25 protein-coding genes are annotated in these 24,827 nt (G+C 72.4%); 14 read left to right on the top strand and 11 right to left on the bottom strand.

Annotation, left to right across the window (positions count from 1 at the left end; all coding sequences use genetic code 11):
• Positions 1 to 2 precede the first annotated feature (2 nt).
• Positions 3 to 629, top strand: coding sequence for a zinc ABC transporter ATP-binding protein AztA (gene aztA / locus BJK06_RS06990; protein WP_070417286.1), 627 nt, complete (start codon positions 3 to 5; stop codon positions 627 to 629).
• A gap of 27 nt (positions 630 to 656) precedes the next feature.
• Here the strand turns inward: aztA and BJK06_RS06985 are convergent, their stop codons facing one another.
• The 4 genes from BJK06_RS06985 to BJK06_RS06970 are packed head-to-tail and all read right to left on the bottom strand — an operon-like array spanning position 657 to position 5,435.
• On the bottom strand, positions 657 to 1,922 hold the full coding sequence (locus BJK06_RS06985) for an MFS transporter (protein WP_070417285.1): 1,266 nt from the start codon (positions 1,920 to 1,922) through the stop codon (positions 657 to 659).
• 51 nt (positions 1,923 to 1,973) lie between these two features.
• Positions 1,974 to 2,717, bottom strand: a complete 744-nt coding sequence (locus BJK06_RS06980; RefSeq protein ID WP_070417284.1) for a copper homeostasis protein CutC — start codon at positions 2,715 to 2,717, stop codon at positions 1,974 to 1,976.
• Positions 2,714 to 4,258 (bottom strand): M81 family metallopeptidase, encoded by a 1,545-nt coding sequence (locus BJK06_RS06975; protein WP_070417283.1) that lies wholly within the window; start codon positions 4,256 to 4,258, stop codon positions 2,714 to 2,716. The genes BJK06_RS06980 and BJK06_RS06975 overlap by 4 nt, the downstream gene beginning before the upstream one ends.
• The gene (locus tag BJK06_RS06970) at positions 4,251 to 5,435 is read right to left on the bottom strand and encodes an ROK family protein (protein ID WP_083295119.1); all 1,185 of its coding nucleotides are present in this window, start codon (positions 5,433 to 5,435) and stop codon (positions 4,251 to 4,253) included. The genes BJK06_RS06975 and BJK06_RS06970 overlap by 8 nt, the downstream gene beginning before the upstream one ends.
• 215 nt (positions 5,436 to 5,650) lie before the next feature.
• Between BJK06_RS06970 and BJK06_RS06965 the strand changes: the two genes are divergently transcribed.
• The 5 genes from BJK06_RS06965 (at position 5,651) to BJK06_RS06945 (ending at position 12,076) form a co-directional block, all read left to right on the top strand.
• A complete protein-coding gene (locus tag BJK06_RS06965; RefSeq protein ID WP_070417281.1) occupies positions 5,651 to 7,447 on the top strand; it encodes a peptide ABC transporter substrate-binding protein in 1,797 nt (598 codons plus the stop codon).
• 90 nt (positions 7,448 to 7,537) lie between these two features.
• Complete coding sequence (locus BJK06_RS06960) at positions 7,538 to 8,497, top strand: ABC transporter permease (protein WP_070417280.1); 960 nt, start codon at positions 7,538 to 7,540, stop codon at positions 8,495 to 8,497.
• The gene (locus tag BJK06_RS06955; protein WP_070417279.1) at positions 8,494 to 9,393 is read left to right on the top strand and encodes an ABC transporter permease; all 900 of its coding nucleotides are present in this window, start codon (positions 8,494 to 8,496) and stop codon (positions 9,391 to 9,393) included. The genes BJK06_RS06960 and BJK06_RS06955 overlap by 4 nt, the downstream gene beginning before the upstream one ends.
• Complete coding sequence (locus BJK06_RS06950; RefSeq protein WP_070417278.1) at positions 9,393 to 11,153, top strand: ABC transporter ATP-binding protein; 1,761 nt, start codon at positions 9,393 to 9,395, stop codon at positions 11,151 to 11,153. Before BJK06_RS06955 ends, BJK06_RS06950 begins: the two co-directional genes overlap by 1 nt.
• Complete coding sequence (locus BJK06_RS06945) at positions 11,150 to 12,076, top strand: ROK family protein (RefSeq protein ID WP_070417277.1); 927 nt, start codon at positions 11,150 to 11,152, stop codon at positions 12,074 to 12,076. The genes BJK06_RS06950 and BJK06_RS06945 overlap by 4 nt, the downstream gene beginning before the upstream one ends.
• A gap of 109 nt (positions 12,077 to 12,185) precedes the next feature.
• On the opposite strand, the gene BJK06_RS06940 is transcribed toward BJK06_RS06945, so the two are convergent.
• Complete coding sequence (locus BJK06_RS06940; protein WP_070417276.1) at positions 12,186 to 12,644, bottom strand: DUF4383 domain-containing protein; 459 nt, start codon at positions 12,642 to 12,644, stop codon at positions 12,186 to 12,188.
• A 186-nt stretch (positions 12,645 to 12,830) separates the two neighbouring features.
• Here BJK06_RS06940 and BJK06_RS06935 point away from each other — a divergent pair, with 186 nt between their 5' ends.
• Positions 12,831 to 13,718, top strand: coding sequence for an SDR family oxidoreductase (locus tag BJK06_RS06935; protein WP_070417275.1), 888 nt, complete (start codon positions 12,831 to 12,833; stop codon positions 13,716 to 13,718).
• Positions 13,719 to 13,727: 9 nt separating this feature from the next.
• On the top strand, positions 13,728 to 14,027 hold the full coding sequence (locus BJK06_RS06930; RefSeq protein ID WP_083295118.1) for a Dabb family protein: 300 nt from the start codon (positions 13,728 to 13,730) through the stop codon (positions 14,025 to 14,027).
• Between the two features lie 27 nt (positions 14,028 to 14,054).
• Here BJK06_RS06930 and BJK06_RS06925 read toward each other — a convergent pair whose 3' ends face one another.
• Both BJK06_RS06925 and BJK06_RS06920 read right to left on the bottom strand, forming a co-directional pair.
• Complete coding sequence (locus BJK06_RS06925) at positions 14,055 to 14,687, bottom strand: Pr6Pr family membrane protein (protein ID WP_070417273.1); 633 nt, start codon at positions 14,685 to 14,687, stop codon at positions 14,055 to 14,057.
• A 41-nt stretch (positions 14,688 to 14,728) separates the two neighbouring features.
• Complete coding sequence (locus tag BJK06_RS06920) at positions 14,729 to 15,574, bottom strand: helix-turn-helix transcriptional regulator (RefSeq protein WP_070417272.1); 846 nt, start codon at positions 15,572 to 15,574, stop codon at positions 14,729 to 14,731.
• A 101-nt stretch (positions 15,575 to 15,675) separates the two neighbouring features.
• Between BJK06_RS06920 and BJK06_RS06915 the strand changes: the two genes are divergently transcribed.
• On the top strand, positions 15,676 to 16,374 hold the full coding sequence (locus tag BJK06_RS06915; protein WP_070417271.1) for an SDR family NAD(P)-dependent oxidoreductase: 699 nt from the start codon (positions 15,676 to 15,678) through the stop codon (positions 16,372 to 16,374).
• Positions 16,375 to 16,447: 73 nt separating this feature from the next.
• A complete protein-coding gene (pcp, locus tag BJK06_RS06910) occupies positions 16,448 to 17,095 on the top strand; it encodes a pyroglutamyl-peptidase I (RefSeq protein ID WP_070417270.1) in 648 nt (215 codons plus the stop codon).
• 19 nt (positions 17,096 to 17,114) lie between these two features.
• Here the strand turns inward: pcp and poxB are convergent, their stop codons facing one another.
• Positions 17,115 to 18,839 (bottom strand): ubiquinone-dependent pyruvate dehydrogenase, encoded by a 1,725-nt coding sequence (poxB, locus tag BJK06_RS06905; protein ID WP_070417269.1) that lies wholly within the window; start codon positions 18,837 to 18,839, stop codon positions 17,115 to 17,117.
• 110 nt (positions 18,840 to 18,949) lie between these two features.
• Here poxB and BJK06_RS06900 point away from each other — a divergent pair, with 110 nt between their 5' ends.
• The gene (locus BJK06_RS06900) at positions 18,950 to 19,675 is read left to right on the top strand and encodes a phosphatase PAP2 family protein (protein WP_070417268.1); all 726 of its coding nucleotides are present in this window, start codon (positions 18,950 to 18,952) and stop codon (positions 19,673 to 19,675) included.
• Here BJK06_RS06900 and BJK06_RS06895 read toward each other — a convergent pair.
• On the bottom strand, positions 19,665 to 20,918 hold the full coding sequence (locus BJK06_RS06895; RefSeq protein WP_070417267.1) for a multidrug effflux MFS transporter: 1,254 nt from the start codon (positions 20,916 to 20,918) through the stop codon (positions 19,665 to 19,667). The genes BJK06_RS06900 and BJK06_RS06895 overlap by 11 nt on opposite strands.
• A gap of 45 nt (positions 20,919 to 20,963) precedes the next feature.
• Between BJK06_RS06895 and BJK06_RS06890 the strand changes: the two genes are divergently transcribed.
• Complete coding sequence (locus BJK06_RS06890; RefSeq protein ID WP_070417266.1) at positions 20,964 to 21,410, top strand: MarR family winged helix-turn-helix transcriptional regulator; 447 nt, start codon at positions 20,964 to 20,966, stop codon at positions 21,408 to 21,410.
• 63 nt (positions 21,411 to 21,473) lie between these two features.
• Here the strand turns inward: BJK06_RS06890 and soxR are convergent, their stop codons facing one another.
• On the bottom strand, positions 21,474 to 21,962 hold the full coding sequence (soxR, locus tag BJK06_RS06885; protein ID WP_070417265.1) for a redox-sensitive transcriptional activator SoxR: 489 nt from the start codon (positions 21,960 to 21,962) through the stop codon (positions 21,474 to 21,476).
• Between the two features lie 125 nt (positions 21,963 to 22,087).
• On the opposite strand from soxR, the gene BJK06_RS06880 reads away from it, so the two are divergent.
• Positions 22,088 to 22,312 carry a hypothetical protein gene (locus BJK06_RS06880; RefSeq protein ID WP_070417264.1) on the top strand — a complete coding sequence of 75 codons (225 nt, stop codon included), beginning with the start codon at positions 22,088 to 22,090 and terminating at the stop codon, positions 22,310 to 22,312.
• Positions 22,313 to 22,339: 27 nt separating this feature from the next.
• Here BJK06_RS06880 and BJK06_RS06875 read toward each other — a convergent pair whose 3' ends face one another.
• The gene (locus BJK06_RS06875) at positions 22,340 to 23,368 is read right to left on the bottom strand and encodes an aldo/keto reductase (RefSeq protein ID WP_070417263.1); all 1,029 of its coding nucleotides are present in this window, start codon (positions 23,366 to 23,368) and stop codon (positions 22,340 to 22,342) included.
• A gap of 188 nt (positions 23,369 to 23,556) precedes the next feature.
• Here BJK06_RS06875 and BJK06_RS06870 point away from each other — a divergent pair, with 188 nt between their 5' ends.
• Positions 23,557 to 24,795 carry an MFS transporter gene (locus BJK06_RS06870; RefSeq protein WP_070417262.1) on the top strand — a complete coding sequence of 413 codons (1,239 nt, stop codon included), beginning with the start codon at positions 23,557 to 23,559 and terminating at the stop codon, positions 24,793 to 24,795.
• The last annotated feature ends 32 nt before the right edge of the window (positions 24,796 to 24,827 follow it).

Below are 24,827 nucleotides of genomic sequence, written 5' to 3'. Positions count from 1 at the left end.
AGGTGCCCACGACGACCGACGCTGCCACCCTTGACGTCGCCGGACTCGTCGTCCGACGCGGCGACCGGACCGTCCTCGACGGGGTCGATGCGACCTTCCCCGCCGGTGCGGTCACCGCGCTGACGGGGCCGAACGGCTCCGGCAAGTCGACGCTGCTCGACGCGCTCGCCGGGGCCGTGACGCCGGATGCCGGGGCGGTGACGCGCCGCACCTCCGTCGGCGTCGCCTACGTGACCCAGTCGGTCCCGCCGAGCGCGCTCCCGCTCACCGTCCGTGCCACGGTCCGCATGGGCCGGTGGTCCGGCCGTCCGTGGTGGCGACCGCTCGTGCGTGCCGACCGCGACGTGGTCGACGAGCAGCTCGACCGGATGGGGATCGCGTCCCTGTCGGACCGGCCGCTCGACGAGCTGTCCGGTGGGCAGCGTCAGCGGACCCTCGTCGCGCTCGGACTCGCGCAGCGGGCGGGGGTGCTCCTCGTCGACGAACCCACGGCCGGGGTGGACGCCGAGTCGGGTCGGCTCGTGGTCCGCGCGCTCGCCGACGAGGCAGCGTCCGGGGTCGTGGTCGTGCACGCCACGCACGACCCGACGGTCATCGCCGGAGCGGACCGGGTCGTCCGGCTCGGCTGACCGTGGCGGCGCCGTCCCTCAGGACCGTCAGGGGCAGGCGACGGCGACGGACCCGGTCGCGGTCGTCTCCGCCGGAGCGGACGCACCTGCCGGATCGGGGACCGCGGGAGCGGTGACCTGCGCCGGGGCGGCACTCGAGCGGCGCGCACCCAGCGTCACGAGCACGATCGCCCCGACGACCGCGACCCCGCCGGCGAGCCAGAAGTCGACGGCCAACCCGAACGACGACACCGCGGCCCCGCCGAGCACCGACCCGGCCGCGATCGCCAGCTGGATCGTCGTCACGAACAACGCGAGCCCGGTCTCCGACCCCGCGGGAGACGACGTGGACATCCAGGTCTGCATGCCGAGCGGCAGTGCTCCCCACACGAGGCCCCACACGACCAGCAGGACGAACACCCCGACGACCGAGTGTGCGAGCAGCGGGAGCAGGACGACCGCGCCGGCGAGGACGAACTTCGCGGAGCCGATCGTGCCGAGGACGCTCCGGCCGAGCGTGAACCCGGCGACGAAGTTCCCCACGATGCCCGCGATGCCGAAGACCAGCAGCGCGATCGTCACGGTGTCCGCGCCGACCCCGACGAGGTCCTGCAGGTACGGCGCGATGTAGGTGTAGGCGGCGAACTGCGCGGTGAAGAGGAACGCGGCACCGATCAGGCCGACCCGGGCCCTGCGCACACCGAGCAGCGACCCGAGCGTGCCGAACCGGACGCGCTGCTGGGCGGGGATCCGCGGGAGCATCGCGAGCTGCAGGCCGAGCGCGACGAGCCCGAGCACGCCGCCGATCACGAACGCCAGCCGCCACGTGGCGAGGGACGACACGAGTGCGCCGAGGGGCAGGCTGACGACGGTCGCGACCGAGACGCCGGCGGTGATGAGGGACGTGGCGCGGATCACGGACTCGGGGCGCACGAGGCGTCCGGCGATCCCGGCGCCGATCGCCCAGAAGCCGCCGATGCCGACGCCGAGGAGCATCCGGGCCACGAGCAGCACCCAGAACGAGGGTGCCACCGCAGCGAGTGCGTCCGCGACGACGAGCAGTACCGTCAGGCCGACCAGGACGACCCGGCGGTCGAGCGCGGACGTCCACACGGTGACGACCGGCGCGGCGACCGCTCCGACGAGGCCGGTCGCGACGACCATGAGCCCCGCGGTGCCGACACCGACGTCGAGGTCGGCGGCGATGGCCGGCAGCAGGCCGATCGGGAGGAACTCGGACAGGACGAGGACGAACGATCCGAGTGCGACGGATGCGACGCTGAGCCACCCACGGCGCGTTGCTGACGAGGTCATGCGGGCGTCAAGCACGCGCCCGCGCGGTCCATTCCCGCGTGACGGGTCGGGTCAGGCGTCGAGGGCCCGGCGCGCGGCGGCGACCACCTCGGCGTCGGTGACGAAGTGCGCCGAACCGTCGTCCGCGCCGCCCATCGGCACACCAGCGTGGGCGCTGTCGGCGGCGGGTCGCTTCGCCGAGAGGTGCACGGCGGCGGCCCCCGTCGCGACCAGGGCGGGGACGTCGGCCGGGGTGACACCGGCGCCCGCCATGACCTGCACGGGCCCGGCGGCGTCGACCATGCGCGTGATGGTCGCGGCACCGGCCACCGCGGTGGGCGCGGCACCCGAGGTCAGCACCCGGGTGAACCCGAGGTCGGCGAGGGTGGCCGCGGCGGCGACGGGGTCGGCCGCGTGGTCGATGGCCCGGTGCAGGGTGACCTCGGCGGTGGCACTGACCGAGCGTGCGGCGTCGACGAAGCGCCGGAGGGCGTCCTCGTCGAGCGTGCCGTCCGGACGCAGGGCACCGACCACGACGCCCGCTGCCCCGGAGCGCAGGACCGTGCGGACCTCGCGCACCATGAGCTCGACCTCGTCGGGGGTGTGCACGAAGCCGCCGGGACGGCAGCGGACGAGGGCGTGCGCGGGGATGCCGGTCTCGTGGGTCGTCTCGACGAGCGCCTGGGACGGCGTGAGACCACCGAGCTCGAGCCCGACACAGAGCTCGACACGGTCGGCGCCGCCGTCCCGTGCGACGATCGCGCCGGCGGGTGAGGTGACGGCGATCTCGAGGGCGACGGGGGCGGCGGTGGTCACGCGATGGCTCCGAGCGGTTCGTTCGACGGCGGGATGATCCGGGCGCCGAGGTCCGGCGCCGACGGGAACACTCGATCGTAGGGGAACATCGGCCGGACGATCCTGTGGTGTCCGAGCCGCTCGAGGTCCTGGTCGACCCCGCCCGGCGTCAGCGCGAGCATCCAGTCGGCAGCCATGTCGAAGAGCTCCGGCTCGAGGTACCCGATCTTCACGATCACCACGTCGGCGTCCCGCGGGGCGAGGTCGAGGTCGGTGAAGTCGTGCTCGTGGTGGTACGGCTTGCGGAGCTTCGTCAGGATCGCGAACACACCGCCGACCTGCAGCACCACCTCGGTCTCGGCGTCGCGGTCGCCGTGCTTGATCGCGTGCACGCGGCCGGTCATCGTGATCGGCCCGGCGTGGACGGCGTCGACCGATGCCCCCGCCGTCACGGTGACCGTCGCACCGACGCCGGCCTCCACCGCCGCCGCGACGGCCGCGGGGCCGGGAACGCTCGCGTAGATCACCGTCGGGCCGTCGGGCTCCGCGAAGGCCGGGTTCGCCAGCACCTGCGTGAGCCCCCACGTCATGTCGCCCGAGCCACCGGCGGTCGGGTTGTCGCCAGAGTCGGACACGAAGAACGGCCTCGCGGCGCCCGGCGCGAGCGCAACGGCGAGGCACTCGTCGAACGTGCCGGTCGGTGCGACGAACACGAAGTCCTCACGCACGTCCCAGAAGGCCCGCGCGAGTCGTTCGGCACCCGCGGCGACGGCGTCGGCGTCCCAGCCCGTGACCACGGTGACCGCGCGGTCGCGGGGCTGGTCCGCCCAGGCGTAACCGACCCAGATCGCCGCGTCGAGCACGCCCTCGGTCTGTTCGACGAGCGGCACCTGCGCGTACAGCGACGCCGCGGGCTCGATGCGCGTCGAGGTCTGCTCGCCGGGCAGGAGCACGGGGATCGGCGCCCAGGCCTTCACCGGGCGCTGCTGCCCGACCGGTCGGGTGGTGAGCACGTCGACCAGGTTCCGGACGGCGCGCTCCTTCGTCTCGAGGGCGTCCTCGTGCGGGGCCATCCGGTAGCAGGTGACGAGGTCCACCTGGTGCGCGAGCTCCGCCGTGACGTTGCCGTGCAGGTCCATCGACGCCGACACGATGACATCGGGACCGATCACCGTACGGATGCGGCCGAGCAGGTCGGCCTCGGCGTCGTCCAGGCCCTCGACCACCATCGCGCCGTGGATGTCGTACCAGAGCCCGTCGACGTGCTCGGCCTCGACGATCGCCGCCAGCCGCGAGACGATCTCCGCCGCGAGCGACTCGTACGAGTCACGGTCCACGATCCCGCCCGGCAGCGCGTGCCCGATGAGCGCCCCGCGGAAGTCGGCGTGCGCCGACAGCGGCCCGAGGAAGTCGTAGCGGGCCACGACCTCGTCTCCGCGGTCCGGGTGGAACGCCGGTGCGTGGGTGCGCGTTGGCGTGAACGTCGAGGTCTCGATGGCGAGACCGGCGATCGCGATGACCGGGCGGTGGGTGGCGGGTGCGGTGGACACGGGCTCAGACACGGACGTTCCTGTTCCTGGTGGTGGACTGGGGGATGGGCGCGGACAGTTCCTCGAGCGACGCGGCGAGACCTCGCTGCAGGGCGAACTGACCCGCCCCGACGAGCCCCGCGTCCGCGCCGAGCGAGACCGGCTCGATGACGAGGTGCTGCGTCATGAGCGGGTGGCAGCTCTCGTACAGCTGGCTCCGCACGGCGGCGATGAACGGGTCGAGGGTGGAGAGGATGCCGCCGAGGTACACGGCGTCCGGGTTGAAGAAGTTGACGTTCGCGGCGAGCACCTCGCCGAGGTACCGGCCCGCGAGCCGCACGGCCCGGGTCGCCTCGGGGTGGGCGTCCGAGGCCAGGCGGACGACGTCGGCGGTCGAGGAGACGTCGACCCCGGCGTCCGACAGGATCCGCACCAGAGCGGCTCCGGACGCGACGGTCTCGAGGCACCCGGTGTTCCCGCACGAGCACGGGGTGTCCCCGGCGGCGTCGATCCGGACGTGGGTGATGTCCCCGGCCGAGCCCGTCGCCCCGCGGTACAGCCGTCCGTCGATGACGATCCCGGCCCCGATCGCCGAGCCGGCCTTGATCGTGATGGTCTGCCGCCGGCCCGGGTCCTGCACGGTCTGCTCGCCCGCCGCCATGCAGTTCGCGTCGTTGTCGACGACCGCCGGCAACCCGAACCGCTCGGTCAGCCACGACGCCACCGGGAACCCGTTCCACCCCGGCATCCGGCTCGGCAGGTCGACCACGCCGGCCTCGACGTCGACCGGCCCCGGCAGACTGAGGCCGACGCCCCGCAGCCCGTCGCGACCGCGCTCGTCGGCGAGCCGCTCGAGCAGGGCCGCCAGCCGCTGGAGTCCCGCGGTCGGGCCGTCGGAGAGCGCGAACGGGACGTTCGCGACGGACTCGAGCGCGCCTCCTGGCAGGACGATGCCGATGCGCGCGTGCCCGCCGCCGACGTCCGCGGCGACCGCGTACTCGTCGACGCCGCCGATGCGGAGCACCTTGCGGGGACGGCCGCCGGTCGAGACGTCGGTGCCCTCCTCGGCGAGCAGCCCGTGCGACAGGAGCTGCGCGACCACGTGGGACACGGTCGAGGGGGCGGCGCCGAGCAGCGCGGCGATCTCCGTCCGACTGGAGGCCTGCCCGGACGCGACGAGCTCCAGGACGCGGGCGCTGAGGTCCGGCACGACTTTCTCCAATCCGGGCGGAACACGGCGGGTGACCACCGACTGCCGCGAGCCTAACCGGCAGATCGACCGGTCCACCCTTTCGCCCGAACGGCAGAAACCAACTATTTACATGGAGATGTTTGTTTTTCCAACGGCTTTGGACATTGACTGTCCCCGTGCCGCTCGGCACGCGTGCTCCACACCCCGAACCTCCCACGCACCAGGAGACACACATGACCAAGCCCCGTCGCTGGGCGCTCCTCACCGGAGCCGCGATCGCCGTGAGCGCGCTGCTCGCCGGCTGCTCCGGGGGCGGCAACGCCTCGTCCGGCAGCAGCTCCGACACGATCGACTACGCACTGCCGGCCAACTTCACGCCGAACTGGATCCTCCCGATCGGCACCGCCGCGCACCTCAACACGAACAACGGCTCGATCGCGCAGTCGCTGTACGAGCCGCTCGTCGCCTACGACGGCTCCACCGGCAAGATCGCGTGGAACAAGGCCGGTTCGGTCGCGACGGACGCGACGTTCGCGAGCGACTCGAAGAGCGTCACGGTCACCCTCGGCGACCGGCACTGGTCCGACGGCAAGCCGATCACGAGCCGGGACGTCGAGTTCTGGTTCAACCTGATCAAGGCGAACAAGGACGAGTGGGGCTCCTACTCGAAGGGCAAGGCGCCGGACAACTGGACCTCCTTCACGGCCGACGACGACACGCACTTCACGATCACGTTCGACAAGGCGTACAACCCGGACTGGATGCTCGCCAACCAGCTGAGCCACATCATCCCGCTGCCGCAGCACGCCTGGGACAAGACGAGTGCGAGCGCGAAGGTCTCCGACGCCGACGAGACCGCGTCCGGTGCGAAGCAGGTGTGGAAGTACCTCAACACCACCGCCGGCAAGATCTCCGACTACGCCAGCGACGACCTGTGGAAGACGATCTCCGGGCCCTACGGCGTGAAGACGTTCACCACGGCGGGCAAGGTCACCCTGACGGCGAACACGAAGTACGACGGCGGCGAGAAGCCCTCGATCACGACGGTCAACCTGCTGCCGTTCACCACGACGGACGCCGAGGTGAACGCGGTCCGCTCGGGCGAGGTCGACTACGGCTACATCAACGCCACCGACATGGACCAGAAGTCGTCCTTCACGTCGAAGGGCTACGACGTGCAGCCCTGGACCGGCTGGGCGATCACGTACATGCCGTACAACTTCAACAACCCGGACATGGGCGCCGTCTTCAAGCAGCTGTACGCCCGCCAGGCCGTGCAGATGTCGATCGACCAGACCTCGCTGTCCAAGGTCGTCTTCAACGGCACCGCCACCTCGACCTACGGGCCGATCCCGCAGGCGCAGGAATCCGACTACGTGTCGAGCACGCAGAAGGACAACCCGTACCCGTTCAGCACGAAGAAGGCCAAGGCGCTGCTCGAGTCCCACGGGTGGGCGGAGCAGGGCGGCACGATGGTCTGCACCGACCCCGGTACGTCCGACAGCCAGTGCGGCGAGGGCGTGAAGCAGGGCACGAAGTTCACCATGAACGTGCTCTCGCAGTCCGGCTCGACCGTCACCGACAACATGATGAGCGCGATCCAGTCCTCGCTCGCGAAGACCGGCATCGGCTTCACGATCAAGACCGCGCCGGTGTCGAGCGTCCTGTCGCAGACCCCGACCTGCACGAGCGACGAGGCCAGCTGCGACTGGGACCTCTCCTTCTTCGGCACCGCGGGCAGCTGGTACTTCCCGGCCTACCCGACCGGTGAGTCGCTCTTCCAGACCGGCGGTTCGGCGAACTTCGGGTCGTACTCCAACGCCGACGTGGACAAGCTCATCGACGCGACGACCACGTCGCCCGACGCCACCGCCGTGCAGGACTACAGCGCCGCGGTCGCGAAGGACCTTCCGGTGATCTGGCTGCCGAGCCCGGACTACCAGATCTCGGTCGTCAAGCAGGGGCTGACCGGGTTCGACCAGGACTCGCTCGCCAACTTCCACCCGGCCCAGTGGAAGTGGTCGAAGTAACCACCTGACACCCCCTGGAGGCGCGGTGCGGGTCCGACCCGCACCGCGCCTCCCGGGGCCCACCGCACCAACCCAGACGACGGAAGCCGCATGACCACAGCTCTCTACCTCACCAGGCGCGTCCTGCAGGCGCTCGCGGTGATCCTCATCGTCACGATCGTCGTGTTCTGCCTGCTGCACGCCCTGCCGGGCGGGCCCGCCCGCGGCGTGCTCGGCGTCTCGGCGACGCCCGCGCAGATCGCCGCGTTCAACACGGCGCAGGGGCTCGACCAGCCGCTGCCCGTGCAGTACCTCCGGTTCCTCGGCCGCCTCCTCACCGGCGACCTCGGCACGTCGTACACGCTCAACGAGCCGGTCTCGCAGCTCATCACGGAGCGGCTGCCGAAGACCCTCGTCCTCACCGGGATGTCCGCGGTGCTCGGCATCGTGCTCGCGATCCCGGTCGGCATGTGGCAAGCGGTCCGTCGCAACGGCGCGGTCGACTACGCGGCCACCGCCCTGGCGTTCGTCTTCTACTCGACGCCCGCGTTCTTCCTCGGGCTCGTCCTCATCATCGTCTTCAGCCAGCAGCTGCCCTGGCTGCCGTCCCAGGCACCGAGCGGGAACACCCTCGCCGAGGTCTTCCAGGACCCGGCCGGGCTCGTGCTCCCCGTCGTCACCGGTGCCCTCGCCATGATCGCCGTCTTCAGCCGGTACATGCGGGCCTCGACGCTCGAGAACCTGCAGGAGGACTACGTCCGCACCGCCCGCGCCGGCGGTGCCTCGACCGCGGTGATCCTGCGCCGGCACGTGTTCCGGAACTCGCTCACCCCGGTGGTGGCGATGCTCGGGTACTACCTGCCGGTGCTGTTCGGCGGGGCGCTCGTCACGGAGCAGCTGTTCAACTACCCCGGCATGGGGCTCCTCTTCTGGAACGCCGCGCAGACCTCGGACTACCCCACGCTGCTCGGCTGCGTCCTCGTCATCTCGATCGCGACCGTGGTGGGCACGCTGCTCGCCGACGTCGCGCAGTCCTTGATCGACCCCCGAGTGAAGGCAGGCCGCGCATGACCGCACAGCTGGCACCCGAAGCCCCCGGAGCGGCGTCGCTCGTGCGGCCCGTCGCCGCCACCGGCTGGCGCCTCGCCGTCCGCCGATTCCGCCACAACACCCTCGCGGTGATCGGCCTCGTCGTCATCGTCGTCATCGTGCTGTTCTGCTTCGTCGGCCCGTTCCTGTACCCGACGGACCAGACGCACACCCAGCTCTCCCAGGCGAACCTCGCCCCCGGCGCCGCGCACCTGCTCGGCACCGACGCCGTCGGGCACGACGTGCTCGGCCGGCTGATGTTCGGCGGCAAGGTGTCGCTCATGGTGGGCATCGCCGCCGGCGTCCTCGCCACCGTCGTCGGCACCCTCTGGGGCTCGATCGCCGGGTACGTCGGCGGCTGGGTCGACGCGGTCATGATGCGCGTGGTCGACGCCGGCATCGCGATCCCGGCGCTCTTCATCCTGCTCGTCATCTCGGCGATCACGACGCCCGGTGTGTGGGGACTCATCGTGATCCTCGGCTTCGTGTCGTGGCTCGTGCCCTCCCGGCTCATCCGCGCCGAGACGCTGACGCTGAAGAACCGCGACTACGTGCTGACCCTCCGCGCGATCGGCGGGTCGCACGCCCGCGCGATCGGCCGCCACCTGCTGCCGAACTCGGTGTCCACGATCGTCGTCGCCGCCACGTTCCAGGTCGCCGACGCGATCCTCCTCGTCGCCTACGTCTCGTACCTCGGGCTGGGCGTGCAGGCACCCGCGACGGACTGGGGTGGCATGCTCTCGGCAGGACTCACCGCCGCCTACTCGGGGCGGTGGTGGCTCATCGTGCCACCGGGTCTCGCCGTGATCCTGGTCGTCTGCGCGTTCAACGCCGTGGGCGACGGGCTCCGGGACGCCTTCGACGTGAGGGGCCGTTGATGTCCATCCTGACCACCACCGACCTCGGGGTCTCCTTCAGCACGGAGTCCGGCACGGTCGACGCCGTCCGCGGGGTCTCCCTGCACGTCGAACCCGGTGAGACGCTCGCGCTCGTCGGGGAGTCCGGTTCCGGCAAGTCCACCGTCGCCCTCGCCGCGATGGGGCTGCTGTCCGGCAACGCCACCGCCACCGGCAGCGCGGTCGTCGACGGCCACGAGATCGTCGGCGCCGCCGAGCCCGCCCTGCGGTCGCTCCGCGGCAGCACCGTCTCGATGGTCTTCCAGGAGCCCGCGACCGCCCTCGACCCCCTCACCCGCGTCGGGGCGCAGATCGCTGAGGTCATCCGGAACCACGGCGACGTCTCGGCAGCGGACGCCGCGGCACGGGCCGTCGACCTGCTCGACCGGGTCGGCATCCCCTCGCCCGCGCAGCGTGCCAGGGCGTTCCCGTTCCAGCTGTCCGGCGGCCAGCGGCAGCGCGTGGTCATCGCGATGGCGATCGCGAACTCGCCGAAGCTCCTCATCGCCGACGAGCCGACGACGGCCCTCGACGTCACCGTGCAGGCGGAGATCCTCGAGCTGCTGCGTCGCCTGGCGGCGGACACCGGCACGGGAGTCCTGCTCGTCACCCACAACATGGGCGTCGTCGCGGACTTCGCGGACCGGGTCGCGGTCATGTTGCAGGGGTCGATCGTCGAGACGGGCTCCGTCGAGGACGTCCTGCTCCGGCCGCAGCACGAGTACACGAAGCGGTTGCTCGCGGCGGTGCCGCGGCTGGCCGTGGCCGAGGCCGGTGCGGCCGTCGCGTCCGGTGCGTCCGGCGTGGCCGTCACGTCCGGCGCGGCCGTCGCGTCGGGTGCGTCCGGTGCGTCCGGCGTCGCCGTCGCGTCCGGTGCGTCCGTCGCGGACGGTTCGGACGGGAGGCGCGGCACTGCCCCGGTGGTCGACCTGCGGGACGTCTCGGTGACGTTCGGGCGCGGGGCGCGCGCCGTCCACGCGCTGCAGGGCATCGACATCGCCGTGCACGCCGGCGAGACCGTCGGCCTGGTCGGGGAGTCCGGTTCCGGCAAGTCCACCGCGGCCCGGGTCGCGCTCGGCCTCGTCAAGCCGACGTCGGGCAGCGTGCACCTGTTCGGCTCCGACCTGCGCACGGCGCGTGGTCGCGACCGCCGAGCGCTCCGGTCGGGCATCGGCGTGGTGCTGCAGGACCCGGTGGCGTCGCTCGACGCCCGGATGTCCGTCGCCGAGTGCATCGCCGAACCGCTCGCCGTGCACCGTCGCGGCATGTCCTCCGCCGACCGTCGGAAGCGCATCGACGAGGTCCTCGACGCCGTCCGGCTGCCCCGGACCCTGGCGTCGCGTGCACCCCGGGAGCTCTCGGGCGGGCAGCGGCAGCGCGTGTCCCTCGCCCGGGCGCTCGTGCTCTCGCCGCGGTTGCTCGTCGCTGACGAACCGACCAGTGCGCTCGACGTCAGCGTGCAGGAGACGGTGCTCGAGGTCCTCCGCGAGCTGCAGGACGACCTCGGGTTCGCGTGCCTGTTCGTCTCGCACGACCTCGCTGTCGTGCAGCAGTTCGCCGAGCGGGTCGTCGTGATGCGCCAGGGCGTCGTCGAGGAGCAGGGCACGACGGGTGCCACCCTCATGCACCCGACCACCGACTACACCCGACGGCTGCTCGCCGCCGTGCCCGTCCCCGACCCGGTGGTGCAGCGGCAACGCCGGGTCGAGCGACTCGCCACCCTCGGGGCGGTGACCGCGTGAGCGAGGTCGTCGCCGGCGTCGACGTCGGCGGGACGAACACGAAGGTGGTCCTCGCGACCCCGGCGCTCGAGGTGATCGACCGCATCGACCTGCCGACGCCCGCCCACGCGGGTGGCGCCGCGATCGTGACGGCCGCCCTCGGTGCCGTGACGGACCTGCTCGACCGGCACCGCGCCTCCGTGACCGGTGTCGGGGTGGGCGCTGCCGGCGTCGTCGACGCGAGCACGGGGACGGTGCTCGTGACGGGCAACTCGTTCACCGGCTGGGCTGGTTACGGCGTGACGGACGCGGTCACGTCGGCCCTCGGCGTTCCGGCGACGCTCGACAACGACGTGAACGCGTTCCTGCTCGGCGAGGTCGCCGCCGGTGCCGTGGCGGGGGAGCCGGACGTGCTCGGCATGACGCTCGGGACCGGGGTCGGCGGTGCGCTCGTGCTCGGCGGCTCGCTGTTCGCCGGGCCCCGCGGCGCGGCGGGCGAGATCGGCCACGTCCCGGGCTTCGGTGACGCGGTGTGTACCTGCGGGCAGGTCGGCCACCTCGAGACCATCGCCGGGGCGCGCGGCATCGCCGACCGCTACGCCGAACGGACCGGTCGCCGGGTCACCGTCCGCGAGGTCGCCGACGCCGCACGCGCAGGGGACCCCGACGCCGCCGCGGTGTTCGAGACCGCCGGCTGGGGGCTGGCGCGTGCTGCCCTGCTGACGGCGGGGATCCTCGACGTGACGACCATCGTCATCGGCGGGGGGATCGCGCGGTCGTGGGACCTGCTCGAGCCGGCCATCAGTGCTGCCATCGCCCTCGAGCCCCCGGTGAGCGGGGCGCCGATCCGGTTGGCCCTGTCGTCGCTGGGGTCCGACGCCGTGGCGCTCGGTGCCGCTGCGCAGGTGCGGGACCTGGTGCTCGGGAGTGCGCCCGCGCGCTGAGGCGACCGCTTCCCGGAACGACGAGGAGCCGGCCTGGACCACCTGATCGTGTGGCCCAGACCGGCTCCGGTCGTGGGTGCTGTCCGCGGGAGGACCGCCGACGGTCGGGTCAGACCCGACGGACCCCGACGCGGGGGAGCAGCAGCCCGAGCACGATCATCGCGACGGCGAGCACCAGGTGCAGCACGTTGTCGGCGCTGTTGAGCGGCACGAAGTTCGCCGGGTCGGCCATGCCGGCGGTGAACAGGCCGTAGACGAACAGGACCGCGTAGACGATTCCGCCGACGAGCAGGTAGAGCCGGGCGCCGCGAGCGCTGCGGGCCGCGAGGAGCCCGACGACGCCGAACAGCAGGTGGACGATGTTGTGGAGCACGGACACCTGGAACGTGCCGAGCAGGAGTGCCATCGAGCCGTGGCCGGCCACCGACATCGTGCCCATGTCCATCGTGAGACCGGGGATGAACCCGGCGATGCCGACGATGAGGAAGACGACCCCGAAGACCAGGGCGCCCTTCTGCGTCCAGGTGGATCCGCGCCCGATGCGGTTCGTTGCTGCGTTGCTGGTCATGATGCGACCTCTCTCTCAACGAGGGCCGGAGCGCCGGTGCGCCGGTCCGGGCGCTCATGACGCCCACAGTGCATTCGGAGCATGTGCCCGGTCGGTTTGCAGGTACTTCCCGACCCACACATCCGCGCGCTGGCCGTGCCTGGGGCCTGAGCCGTCGCGGAGGGGACGCCGGGCATCTTGGAGCGCATGAGCCAGTACGACAAGTGCGATCCGAAGACCCTCTACCCCGCCCCGCCGTACCCGGAGCAGGAGCAGTCGCTCCCCGGGGCCGCGTGGAAGATGGACCCGAAGCCCGACCACGGCGAGGAGAGCTACGTCGGGCTCGGTCGCCTGAAGGGCTTCCGGGGCATCGTCACCGGCGCCGACTCGGGCATCGGCCGCGCCGCCGCCATCGCACTCTCCCGCGAGGGCGCCGACCTCGTCCTCTCCTACCTGCCCGACGAGCAGGAGGACGCCGAACAGGTGCGCGACCTGCTCGAGGGCGAAGGGCGTCGTGCGGTGCTCTTCCCCGGCGACATCTCCGACGAGCAGTACTGCACCGACCTCGTCCAGAAGGCCGTCGACGAGTTCGGTGGCCTCGACACCCTCGTCATGGTCGCCGGGCGGATGGACAGCAACGACGACATCCTCACGCTCACGACCGAGCACTTCGACTCGACCTTCAAGACGAACATCTACTCGCTCTTCTGGCTGACGAAGGCCGCCGTGCCGCACCTCGAGCCGGGATCCACGATCGTCACCACCGGGTCGATCCAGGCGAGCACGCCGTCGCCGGACAAGATCGACTACGCGGTGTCCAAGGGCGCGATCAAGCTCTTCACCGAGGCCGTCGCCCAGCAGCTCGCGCCGAAGGGCATCCGCGTGAACTCGGTCGCTCCGGGACCGGTGTGGACGCCCCTCCAGCCGGGGTCCGACGACGCCGAGACCGTGGCGCACTTCGGTGAGCAGTCGCCGTTCGGCCGCCCCGGTCAGCCCGCCGAACTCGCTGCCGCGTACGTGCACCTCGTCAGCCCCGAGTCCAGCTACCAGTCGGGGTCGACGATCACCGTCGCCGGCGGCACCCCGGCCTTCTAGGAGGACACGATGAGCGGAACGACACACGTGGTCCTCGTCGCCTGGGACGGCGAGGCAGCCGACCGGTCGGCGCAGGCCGACGCCATCGTGCGCGAGCACCTGCCGCGGATCGACGGCGTCGAGTCCGTGCGGTCAGGCGAGAGCATCAGCACCGAGGGGCTCGAGGGCGGTTTCGACTGGATGCTCGTCGTCCGGTTCCGGGACCGCGCGGCGCTCGCCGGGTACCTGCCGCACGAGGAGCACCAGCCCGTCGCCGCGTACATCCAGGGCGCGAGCGAACGCGTCGTGGTCTTCGACGTCGAGGACTGACGTCGGGGTGGTCGTCGGGCGTGCCGATCAGCGCGACCCGACGACCGCCGTCCGCCGGACCATGGCGTTGCCCGATGCGCGCACGAGCACGGCGATCACGAGGAAGCCGACGAGCAGCGCCGCGCAGTACAGCGCGACGCCGCCGTACCCGCCGACGCGGGCCGGGTTGAAGAACGGGTAGGGGTAGAACCCGACGAGCACGCCGCGGATGAGCGTGTACGCGGTGTAGACCGCGGGCACGATCGCCGCCGCCCAGACCATGGTGAACGGCTGCCGGTGGCGTGGACGGTCCACGAACCAGTCGACCACGACGGCGGCCGGGATGATCATGTGGTGCACGACGTTCACCCACGGCAGGAGCTCGCCGAGGTCGGCACCGGCCAGCAGCGTGTTGAACACGATGCCGACGAACGCCAGGTAGACGACCGCGGCGCCGCGCGCGACCTCCCACCCGCGCGACGACGGGACACCCCGCAGGAGCCGGACGGCGCCGATCACGAACACGGTGCTGGCGTAGAGGTTGCCGAGGATCGTGAAGTAGCTGAAGACGCTCACGAGGCTGAAGTCCACCCGCACGCTCAGCACGACCTGGGTGACGACCCCGGCGACGGACGCGGCCGCGAGCGCGAGGCGGACGGCAGCCAGGACGGTCGTCTTCATGGCGCCACCCTACCGATCGCCGGTACTCCCGGACGGGTCGGTCACCCGACGAGCGACTGCGTCCCGAGCACGACCGCCAGCGCCAGCCGCTCGGCATCGGCACTGCCCGGCTCCGCGGTGTACGCGAGCACCGTCAGGTCATCGGTCGCGATCCGCAGGGTGTCGCAGTCGAGGGCGATCCGGCCCACCGCCGGGTGCTCCACGACCTTCCGTCGGCCGGAGCTCCGTGGCGGTGCGGTGTCGCCGGCGTCCCACAGCTCGACGAACCGCTCGCTCGCGGCACGGAGGTCCCGCACGAGCTGCCGCAGCCCGCGGTCGAGCGGGTACCGGGCGACCGTGAGCCGGAGCTCGGCGACGACCGAGGCCTCGAACGCCCGCTGCTCGGCGTCCGAGTGCACCGCCCGGCTGCCCGGACCGACGAGGTGGCGCCACGCGGTGTTCCGCTCGTGCCCACGGAGCGCACCGACCGGCCCCATCAGCGCGTCGTACGGCCCGTTCGCGGTGAGGATCGTGCCAGCGGCGTCGAGCACCGCGACCGGGGTGTCCGACAGCCGGTCGAGCAGCCGCTGCACGCTCGGCGGGATGCGCGAGGGCACGACGTCGGCGCCCGGGGCGGCGTGCCCGGCGAGCCGGAACAGCAGCTCGCGCTCCGCGTCCGCGACCCGGAGCGAGCGGGCCAGCGCCTCGACCACCTGCGCGGACGGCGAGGTCGCCCGCCCCTGCTCGAGCCGGGTGAGGTAGTCGGCCGAGATCCCGGCGAGGGCGGCGAGCTCCTCGCGACGGAGGCCGGCCGCGCGCCGACGGCTCCCCGCGACGACACCGACCGTGTCCGGCGCGACGTGGTCGCGCAGCCGACGGAGGGTGCGGCCGAACTCGGTGTGTTCCACGGCTCCAGTCTGCGACCCGTCGAGCCCGCTGTCCTGGGTCCAGCAGTCCTACGACAGCGGGACGGCTCCCCGAGGGCGCTCGCCGGAGCGACGCTGGGGCCATGACAACGACATTCGTCACCGGGGCCACACGCGGCCTCGGCAAGGAGACCGCCCGCCAGCTCGCCGCCGCCGGCCACACCGTGTGGATCGGCGCCCGCGACCTCGACACCGGCCACGCGGTGGCCCACGAGATCAGCACGGGACCGAACGCGGTCCGTGCCGTGCAGCTCGACGTCACGGACGACGCCTCGGTCGCCGCGGCGTTCGCGACCATCGGTGCCGCCGGCGGGCTCGACGTGCTGGTGAACAACGCCGGCATCGGCAAGCTCGGGCTGGACGGACCGGAGGCGCTCGAGGTGTTCGACACGAACGCCGTGAGCGTCGTCCGCACGACCGAGGCCGCGCTGCCGCTGCTGCGGTCCTCGGCCGCCCCGATCGTCGTGAACATCTCGAGCGCGCTCGGTTCGTTCGCGGCCAACCACGACCCGGAGAAGCCGGCGTCGCAGTACCAGGCGATCGTCTACGGCGCGAGCAAGGCGGCGGTGTCGATGCTCACCGTGCAGTACGCCCGTGCCGTGCCGGAGGTCCACTTCGTCGCGGTCGAGCCCGGGTACACCGCGACCGAGTTCGGGGGTGTGCCGAACCCGCACGGCCGTCCGGTCGAGGTCAGTGCGGCGACGGTCGCCGCGGCGGCCGCCGCGGGCCCCGACGGTCCGACGGGTGTCCTCCTGGAGGACGGCGCGCCGCTCGGATGGTGACCATCCGACGAACGGGAGGCGCGGGTCGGGCCCGCACCGCGCCTCCCGGCCCGCAGGTCCCTACGATGAGGACGTGGCTGACGCGACCGAACCGACCGTCCTGCTGACCGCCTTCGAACCGTTCGGCGGCGACGCCGTGAACCCCTCGTGGGAAGCCGCGCAGCGGCTCGCGGCCACGTGGGACGGACCGGCGACGCTCGTCGTCGAGCAGCTGCCGGTGGTCTTCGCCGAGGAGCGGTCGCGGCTCGCGGCGGCGATCGCGAAGCACCGTCCCGCCGTCGCCATCGCGACCGGGCTCGCTGCCGGACGGGCCGCGGTGACACCGGAGCGCGTCGCGATCAACGTCATGGACGCCCGGATCCCGGACAACGCGGGCGCGCAGCCGGTGGACGAGCCGATCGATCCGTTCGGCGCCCCGGCAGCGTTCAGCGGACTGCCGATCAAGCGGATCGTCCGGGACGTCCGGGCAGCCGGTGTCCCCGCTGCGGTGTCCAACACGGCGGGGACGTTCACCTGCAACCAGGTGTTCTACGAGCTCATGTCGTTCGCCGATCGCGAGGGCTTCCGAGCCGGCTTCGTGCACGTCCCGGCCACCCCGGACATCGCCGGGGACGGCCCCTCGCTCGACCTCGACCGGATCGTCACCGCGCTCGACGTCGTGGTCCGCGCCTCGCTCGACCCGGCGCCGGACATCGTCGCCGAGGGCGGCGCGGAGTCCTGACCCGCGCCGCCGTCGTCGGTCAGATGAACTGGCGGAAGTTCGTCGACGCGAGGTCGAGCAGCTCGTCGCCGCGACCGGACAGCACGGTGCGGATCGCGTAGAGCGTGAAGCCCTTCGCCTGCTCGAGGGTCACCGCCGGCGGCATCGAGAGCTCCTGACGGTCGGCCTTGACCGACACGAGCGCAGGGCCGTCGTGCGCGAGGGCGGCGGCGAGCGCGTCCTCGAGCTGGTCGGACTCGTCGACGCGGAAGCCCGCGATGCCGATCGCCTCGGCGACCTTCGCGAAGTCGGGGTTCTGCAACTCGGTGCCGTAGGTGACGAACCCGGCCGCCTTCATCTCGAGCTCGACGAAGTTCAGGGACGAGTTGTCGAACACGACGATCTTCACGGGCAGCTTGTTCTGCACGATCGTGATGAGCTCGCCGAGCAGCATCGCGAGGCCGCCGTCGCCGGCCATGGCGATGACCTGCCGGTCGGGGAACGCCGCCTGCGCACCGATCGCCTGCGGCACCGCGTTCGCCATCGTGCCGTGCACGAACGACCCGATCAGCCGCCGGTCGCCGTTCATGGTGAGGTACCGCGACGCCCACACGACGGGGGAGCCGACGTCGGGGATGAACACGGCGTCCTGGTCGGCGAGCCGGTCGAGCGCACGTGCGACGTACTGCGGGTGCAACGGCTTGTGCTTGCCGGCCGGCACGGCCAGGTCGTCGAGCTTCGCGCGGGTCTTCGCGTAGTGCTTGCGTGCGTCCTCGAGGTGCTTCGTGGGGTGCGACCCGGTGAGCAGCGGGATGAGGGCGAGCGCCGTGTCCTTGACGGTGCCGACCAGGCCGATGTCCACCGGGTGCCGCTTGCCGAGCTGTTCGCCGCGGATGTCGACCTGCACGTGCTTCGCCTTCGCGGGGAAGAACTGCTGGTAGGGGAAGTCGGTGCCGAGCATGAGGACCACGTCGGCGTCCTCCATCGCGCGGTACCCGGAGGCGAAGCCGAGGAGCCCGGTCATGCCGACGTCGTAGGGGTTGTCCCACTCGATGTGCTCCTTGCCGCGCAGGGCGTGCACGATCGGGGCCTGCAGGCGTTCGGCGAGGGCGATGACCTCGTCGTGGGCGCCCGCGACGCCGGCGCCGGCGAGGATGGTGACCTTGTCGGCGCCGTTGAGCAGCTCCGCGGTGCGCTCCAGCTCGGCCTGTGCGGGGATGATCCGCGGCTCGGCGCGCTCGATGGTCGTGACGCGGGGCGCGACGGCCTCGGCGAGGAGCACGTCGCCCGGGATGACGAGCACGGCGACGCCGCGCTTCTCGACCGCGGCGCGCATCGCGATCTCGAGCAGGCGCGGCATCTGGGACGGGTCGGCGACGTACTCGACGTAGACCGAGCACTCGCGGAAGAGCTCCTGCGGGTGGGTCTCCTGGAAGTAGCCGGAACCGATCTCCGCCGTGGGGATGTGCGCAGCGATCGCGAGGACCGGCACGCGGGAGCGGTTCGCGTCGTAGAGGCCGTTGATCAGGTGCAGGTTGCCGGGACCGCAGCTGCCCGCACACACGGCGAGGTTCCCGGTCAGCTCGGCCTCGGCGGAGGCGGCGAACGCGGCCGCCTCCTCGTGGCGGACGTGCTCCCACCGGATCGTGCCGTCCTTGCGCAGCGCGTCGGTGAAGCCGTTGAGGGAGTCCCCGGGGAGACCGTAGACCCGTTCGACGTCGTTCTGACGGAGGGTGGCGACGATGTTCTCGGCAACGGTTGTCATGCCTTCGTGTCTAGTCCTGGCGGCTGATCCCCGCCGTTCACTGAGCGACCTCTGATCGTCCGACACCGAACTCGGGGCCGCCCGGACGCCGCACCTGCGACGATGGGCGGATGTCCGACCACGATCTCCGCCCCCGCCGACGAGCGTCCGACGAGTACGGGATCCTCGACCGGAGCCGCTACCCGCTCGCGTCGGTGGCGATCGCCGTCGTCGCCGTCGTCCTCATCACGATCGTCGGGTTCACCCTCGGCACGGTCGACCTCGGGCTCTCGAAGGCGCTCAACGGGCTGCACACCGGCGCCCTCGGGGCGTTCACGACGGCGGTCTACCACGTCATCAGTCCCGCCCCGGCGATCGGGATCACGGTCGTGGTCGTCGCGGTGATCTGGTGGCGGACCCGCGACCTCCGCCCGGCGCTGGCGTTCGGGGGCACGATCGCGATCACGTGGGTGCCGTCCGCCGTCGTCAAGGAGATCGTGCACCGGGCCCGTCCGGACGTCGCCGTGCTGCCGCACCCGTTCCCGGTGCAGCCGGACCCCGGCTACCCGAGCGGGCACACGGTCTACATCACCGCGTTCGTCATCGCGCTCATCTGGCTGCTCCGCGACACCCGGTGGCACCGCCTCGCGCTGGGGCTCGGGGTCGTGGCGATCGTCGTCGTGTTCTTCGCGGTGTCGATCGACGCCGTGCACTACCCGACGGACGCCGCCGCGTCGATCCTGTGGGCGCTCGCCGTCGCGCCGGGCGTGCGGGTGGTGTGGGTCGACTGGCTCATGCCGAAGATCCCGTTCCTGCGGCCCCGGGGCCGTGCGGCGCAGCGCGAGGTCACGCGCTGACGCCGCGCCGACCGCGCGCGGCCAGCAGCGCCACCACGGCGACCACCGCGGCCGCGAGCATCACGACCGCGAGCGGCGCCGCCGTGCCCTCGCCGCCGATGCTCACGAGCGGCGACACGAGCGCCGCGAGCCCGAACTGCAGGGCGCCCAGCACCGCCGAGGCGCTCCCGGCAGCCTGCGGCACCGCCCCGAGTGCGAGTGCGGTCGCGTTGCCGAGCACGAGGCCGAGCGACCCCACGGCGGTGAACAGCGGGACGGCGAGCCAGAACACCGGTGCCGACGTGACGACGAGCAGCGCGAACGCGACGGTCGAGGCCAGCACGAGGACGATGCCGAGCGCGAGCACCCCGGTGACCGAGCGCGTCGCCGTGAGCTTCGCCGAGAGGATGCTCACGCCCATCAGTGCGAGGGCGTTGCAGCCGAACGCGAGACCGTAGCCCACCGTGCCGAGCCCGAGCATGTCCTGGTACAGGAACGGTGACGCGGAGATGTACGCCATCATCACGGCGAACGCGAAGCCGAACACCGCGGTGTACCCGACGAACGTCCGGGAGCGGAGTGCCCGCAGCGGCGAGCCCGTCGCGCCGGACGCCCGTCGCTCGGCACGCAGGGCATCGCGGCGCGAACGCAGGTGCGTCTCGCGGACCACGGCGAGCACCGCCACGAGCATGAGGACCGACAGGCCGAGCACGATGGTGAGGAGCCCGCGCCAGCCGATCGGCCCGGTGAGGAGCCCACCGAGCAGGGGCGCGACCACCGGGGCGACCCCGCCGACGATCATCATGAGCGAGAACGCCCGCGCCGCCGGCTTGCCCGTCGCGAGGTCGGAGATCACCGCGCGACCGATCACCATGCCGGCCGCGCCGCCGAGGCCCTGCAGCAGGCGGGCGACGACGAGCACGCCGACGTTCGGTGCGAGCACGGCCGCGGCGCTCGCGAGCACGCACAGTGCGGCGCCGGCGAGGAGCGGCGGCACCCGGCCGAACCGGTCGGACAGCGGTCCGAAGACGAGCTGTCCCGCGGTCACGCCGACGAGGAACGCGGTGAGGGTGAGCTGCACGGTCGTCGCCGACGCCTGCAGTTCGGTGGTCATCTGCGGGAAGGCCGGCAGGTAGAGGTCGGTCGCGAAGGGCGCGACGGCGCTCAGCAGGCCGAGCACGAGCAGCAGGCCGGTGGTGATGCCCTGCTGCCGGGTCGTGGGTGTCGCGGCGTGCGCGCGGATGGAGCCGGTGTCCGTGGTCATGATTATGAAAGCATAACTGATGCGCGACGTCGGTAGGGTGACGGCATGGGATCCGCGCCGTCCGACGACCTCCTCGCCGAGCTCGCCGACGTCGTGCTCCGGATCTCGCGCGAGATCGACCCGCACGGTGCGAGGTCGCTCGACATCGTGCCGCTCACCGGCACCGAGGCCCTCGTGATGCGCTGGATCGACCGGAACCCCGGGTCGACGCCGAGCGCGGTGGCCGAGGCGACGGCCCTCAAGCGCAGCAACCTCAGCGTCGCGGTCGGGTCGCTCGTGGCGAAGGGGATGGTCGAGCGTCGGCCCGACCCGGACGACGCCCGGACCGTGCAGCTGTACTCGACCGAGCTCGCCGTGGGCAGCATCGAGCGGCTGCACGCGCACTGGGCCGGCATGCTCCGGCAGGCGCTCGCGGGCGACGACGAGGGTGTGGCGACGACGTTCGCGACGCTCACGCGCATCGACGACCACCTGCGCGACGCGACGCGCTGACCGCGACGCGACCGGTCGACGGCCTGGAGGCGCGGGTCGGGCCCGCACCGTCCCTCCAGGCCGTCAGACGGTCCGGTCCGGCACCTCGTCCGCGATCGGCAGCAACCGCCGGGCTCCGTGCCCCTCGGCACCGAGCTCGTCGCCCGGGTTCATCACGAGGCAGGCGTTCAACGACACGCAGCCGCAGCCGATGCACTGCGTCATCTCCTCCTGCAGGCGCTCCAGTTCGAGCTGCCGGGCGCGGAGTCGTGCCCGCCACCGCTCGTTCAGGCGGTTCCAGTCCCGCAGCGACGGCATGCGGTCGGAGGGCAGCGTCTCGAACTGCTCGGCGACCTCGCTCAGCGGGATCCCGAGGCGCTTGGCGACCTGGATGATCGCGATGCGCCGCTCGACGTGTCGTGGGTAGAGGCGGGTGCCGCCGGCGGTGCGCTCGGGGTGGATGAGGCCCTTGCGCTCGTAGAAGTGCAGGGCCGACGCCGCGACCCCGGTCCGGGCGACGACCTCGCCGATCGTGAGGAGGTCGGTCGGGCTCGGACGCGGGATCTCCACCATGGTCGAGATCCTACGGCGCGGGGCTCGTCGAGATCGCCTGACATAACAGTTGACATGCAAACTGATGTCCAATATGTTGTGTACCACGAGCCGCGAGGGGCGGCTCCCGACCCGGAGGTCCGACCATGACCACGATCCTGCAGCCCCGCACCGCCCGCACCACGACCGCCCGTCCGATCGCTCCCGCACGGACCACCGGCACCGCCGACGCGACCGGCGCCACCCGCCACCCGCTCGCCCTCGACGGCGTGCTCGGCCGGCTCGAGCGCACGGCCGCCCGGCTCCCGCACGCACTGGCGCTGCCGGTCATGGTCGCGCACGCCGCAATCAGCGTCGTCGCGTACCGCTGATCGCGTCCCGCTGACGGGGTCCTCGCGTCAGTGGGTGAGGACGCGTCCGCGGAGCCGCTCCCGGCTGAGCCCTGGCAGCTCCACCCCCGTGTCGCGTTCCAGCACGTGCGTCCCCGGCGGCACGATCCGGTCGATCGCGTCGAGCACCTCGTCGTCGAGCACCACCTCGGCCGCCTGCGCGTACGCGTCCACGTGCGAGACCGTCCGCGGACCGATCACCACGCTCGACACGTCCGGGTGGGTCAGCGCGAACCCCACCGCGAGCTCGAGCAGGGTGAGCCCGGACTCGTCCGCGAGGTGCCCCAGGCGGTCGGCGACGTCGAGCTTCCGCCGGTTCGCCGGAGCGCCGATGTCGTACGCGTGCGGCTGCTCCACCACCCGCGGCGACCGGGGCTGCACGGTGCCGTTCCGGTACGCGCCCGCGAGCCAGCCACTCGCGAGGGGCGCGGCCGCGAGCACACCGAGCCCGAACCGTCGGGCGACCGGGAAGGTCGTCCGCTCCGCCGTCCGGGTGAGGATCGAGTACGGGGCGTGCGTCGCGTTGGCACTCTTCCCGCCCGACCGGAGCCACTGCGCCTCGACGAGCTCCTCGGCCGGGAAGCCCGGGATCCCGAAGGCGCGGATCTTGCCCTGCGTGACGAGGTCGGCGAGCGCGTCGAGGGTCTCGTCGAGCGAGGTCGCCGGGTCCGGGTGCGCCGGCTGGTAGAGGTCGATGACGTCGGTACCGAGCCGTTCGAGACTCCGTTCGACCGCGCGGAACATCCACCGCCGTCCGTTGCCGTGGTGCGACGGGTCCCGGTCGACCGGGTCCCCGAACCGCACCGCCAGGAACACGTCGTCGCGGCGGTCGCCGAGTGCGGCACCGAGGACGGTCTCGGCGAGGCCCGCCCCCTCGGCGTCGGACACGTCCACCGCGGTGACCCCGCGCCCGAGCGCCTCGTGGACGAGTCGGACGGCGTCGTCCACGTCCCGCTCGGCGACCGTCGACACGGCACGGCTCCCCAGGGTCAGCGCGCTGACGGGAGCCCCCGTCCGCCCCATGCGTCGCTGTTCCATGGCGGCCACGATAGGAGGACGCCCGTGACACCGGGCCCCGGGTGACGAACCGTTACCGCTGGTACCCTGGGGCCGCTCCACCAACACGCAGTGTGTATCTACCGGCCGTCGGCACCCCGACGGACAACGGCGGCACCCGATGGGTCCGCCCCAGGAGATCCCCGGCCGGGCCGAGAAGGCACACCTCCATGCTCCACACCAGTTCCACCGCGCCCGCGACCACCGACGACCGCTCGCTCGTCGCCCACGCCGGACGCTGGTACTTCCCCGTCGCGTTCGTCGCCCGGCTCCCCTTCGCGATGATGGTCGTCGGCGTGCTGACGCTCGTCGTCTCCGCGCGCGACTCCGTGGCGCTCGGCGGCGTCAACTCCGCGTCGGTCGGCATCGGCGCCGCGGTCTTCGGCCCGCTGGTCGGTGCCGCCGCGGACCGCTTCGGCCAGCGGAACGTGCTCGTCCCCGTCGGCCTGGTGAACGCCGTGCTGCTCGGGGTGTTCCCGTTCGTGGTGGACGGCACCGCGCCGGACGTCGCCGTGCTCGCACTCGCGTTCTGCATCGGGGCCTCGGCGCCCCAGGTCGCCCCGATGTCCCGGACCCGACTCGTCGCGATCATCGGGCAGCGGATGGCCCCGGCACGTCGCGGCAAGGTCCTCAGCGGCACGATGGCCTACGAGTCCGCGGCCGACGAGACGGTGTTCATCATCGGCCCGTTCCTCGTCGGGATCCTCGCGAGTGCGATCGCCCCGTGGGTCGCCGTCGCCGGTGCCTCCGCGCTGACGTTCGTCTTCGTCACGGCGTTCGCGCTGCACCCGACCGGCAAGCTCGTCGTCGGCCGCCACGAGGAGCTCGCGCAGGCACCGGCCCGTCAGCTCCTGCGGCCCCGGCTCGTCGTGGTGGTCCTCGGGATCCTCGGCGTCGGCCTGTTCTTCGGCTCGACGCTCACCGCGCTGACCGCCTTCATGGAGACCCACGGCGAGCCCTCGCAGGCGGGATTGCTCTACGGCCTGATGGGCATCGGCTCCGCGGGGCTCGCCCTCGGCTCGGCGGCGTTCCCGCGCGGGTTCGCCCTCGGGTGGCGGTGGCTCGTGTTCGGCGTCGTGCTGCTCGGCGGTGCCGTCTGGTTCTCGCAGGCCGGTTCCGTCGTCGCCGTGGGGGTCGTGCTCGCGGTGATGGGGATCGGGATCGGTCCGACCCTGGTCGCGCAGTACAGTCTCGGTTCCGACCGCTCACCCGTCGGGCGCTCGGCGACCACCATGACGATCCTCGGTTCCGCCGTGATCGTGGGGCAGTCCATCGCGTCGGCGATCACGGGCGACGTCGCCCAGCAGCACGGGGCCGACGCCGCGATGCTGCTGCCGGCCGCGTCCGCGGCGGTCGTCGTGCTCGCCGCGGTGGCGAACCTCGTGCTCTCGCGTCGCGCACACGCGTGACCGCTTGACGGCCTGGAGGGACGGTGCGGGCC

Origin of the sequence: Curtobacterium sp. BH-2-1-1, from assembly GCF_001806325.1 — a bacterium.
GTDB lineage: Bacteria > Actinomycetota > Actinomycetes > Actinomycetales > Microbacteriaceae > Curtobacterium.
Note: the sequence above shows the minus strand (reverse complement) of the source record. Positions and strands in the feature narration are given on the sequence as shown.

What these genes read in the sequence shown, in the direction of transcription:
- BJK06_RS06985 (WP_070417285.1), bottom strand. Translation starts at nt 1,922, where the DNA reads ATGACCTCGTCAGCAACGCGCCGTGGGTGGCTCAGCGTCGCATCCGTC.
- BJK06_RS06965 (WP_070417281.1), top strand. Translation starts at nt 5,651, where the DNA reads ATGACCAAGCCCCGTCGCTGGGCGCTCCTCACCGGAGCCGCGATCGCC.
- BJK06_RS06960 (WP_070417280.1), top strand. Translation starts at nt 7,538, where the DNA reads ATGACCACAGCTCTCTACCTCACCAGGCGCGTCCTGCAGGCGCTCGCG.
- BJK06_RS06955 (WP_070417279.1), top strand. Translation starts at nt 8,494, where the DNA reads ATGACCGCACAGCTGGCACCCGAAGCCCCCGGAGCGGCGTCGCTCGTG.
- BJK06_RS06950 (WP_070417278.1), top strand. Translation starts at nt 9,393, where the DNA reads ATGTCCATCCTGACCACCACCGACCTCGGGGTCTCCTTCAGCACGGAG.
- BJK06_RS06940 (WP_070417276.1), bottom strand. Translation starts at nt 12,644, where the DNA reads ATGACCAGCAACGCAGCAACGAACCGCATCGGGCGCGGATCCACCTGG.
- BJK06_RS06935 (WP_070417275.1), top strand. Translation starts at nt 12,831, where the DNA reads ATGAGCCAGTACGACAAGTGCGATCCGAAGACCCTCTACCCCGCCCCG.
- BJK06_RS06930 (WP_083295118.1), top strand. Translation starts at nt 13,728, where the DNA reads ATGAGCGGAACGACACACGTGGTCCTCGTCGCCTGGGACGGCGAGGCA.
- BJK06_RS06925 (WP_070417273.1), bottom strand. Translation starts at nt 14,687, where the DNA reads ATGAAGACGACCGTCCTGGCTGCCGTCCGCCTCGCGCTCGCGGCCGCG.
- BJK06_RS06915 (WP_070417271.1), top strand. Translation starts at nt 15,676, where the DNA reads ATGACAACGACATTCGTCACCGGGGCCACACGCGGCCTCGGCAAGGAG.
- poxB (WP_070417269.1), bottom strand. Translation starts at nt 18,839, where the DNA reads ATGACAACCGTTGCCGAGAACATCGTCGCCACCCTCCGTCAGAACGAC.
- BJK06_RS06900 (WP_070417268.1), top strand. Translation starts at nt 18,950, where the DNA reads ATGTCCGACCACGATCTCCGCCCCCGCCGACGAGCGTCCGACGAGTAC.
- BJK06_RS06895 (WP_070417267.1), bottom strand. Translation starts at nt 20,918, where the DNA reads ATGACCACGGACACCGGCTCCATCCGCGCGCACGCCGCGACACCCACG.
- BJK06_RS06890 (WP_070417266.1), top strand. Translation starts at nt 20,964, where the DNA reads ATGGGATCCGCGCCGTCCGACGACCTCCTCGCCGAGCTCGCCGACGTC.
- soxR (WP_070417265.1), bottom strand. Translation starts at nt 21,962, where the DNA reads ATGGTGGAGATCCCGCGTCCGAGCCCGACCGACCTCCTCACGATCGGC.
- BJK06_RS06880 (WP_070417264.1), top strand. Translation starts at nt 22,088, where the DNA reads ATGACCACGATCCTGCAGCCCCGCACCGCCCGCACCACGACCGCCCGT.
- BJK06_RS06875 (WP_070417263.1), bottom strand. Translation starts at nt 23,368, where the DNA reads ATGGAACAGCGACGCATGGGGCGGACGGGGGCTCCCGTCAGCGCGCTG.
- BJK06_RS06870 (WP_070417262.1), top strand. Translation starts at nt 23,557, where the DNA reads ATGCTCCACACCAGTTCCACCGCGCCCGCGACCACCGACGACCGCTCG.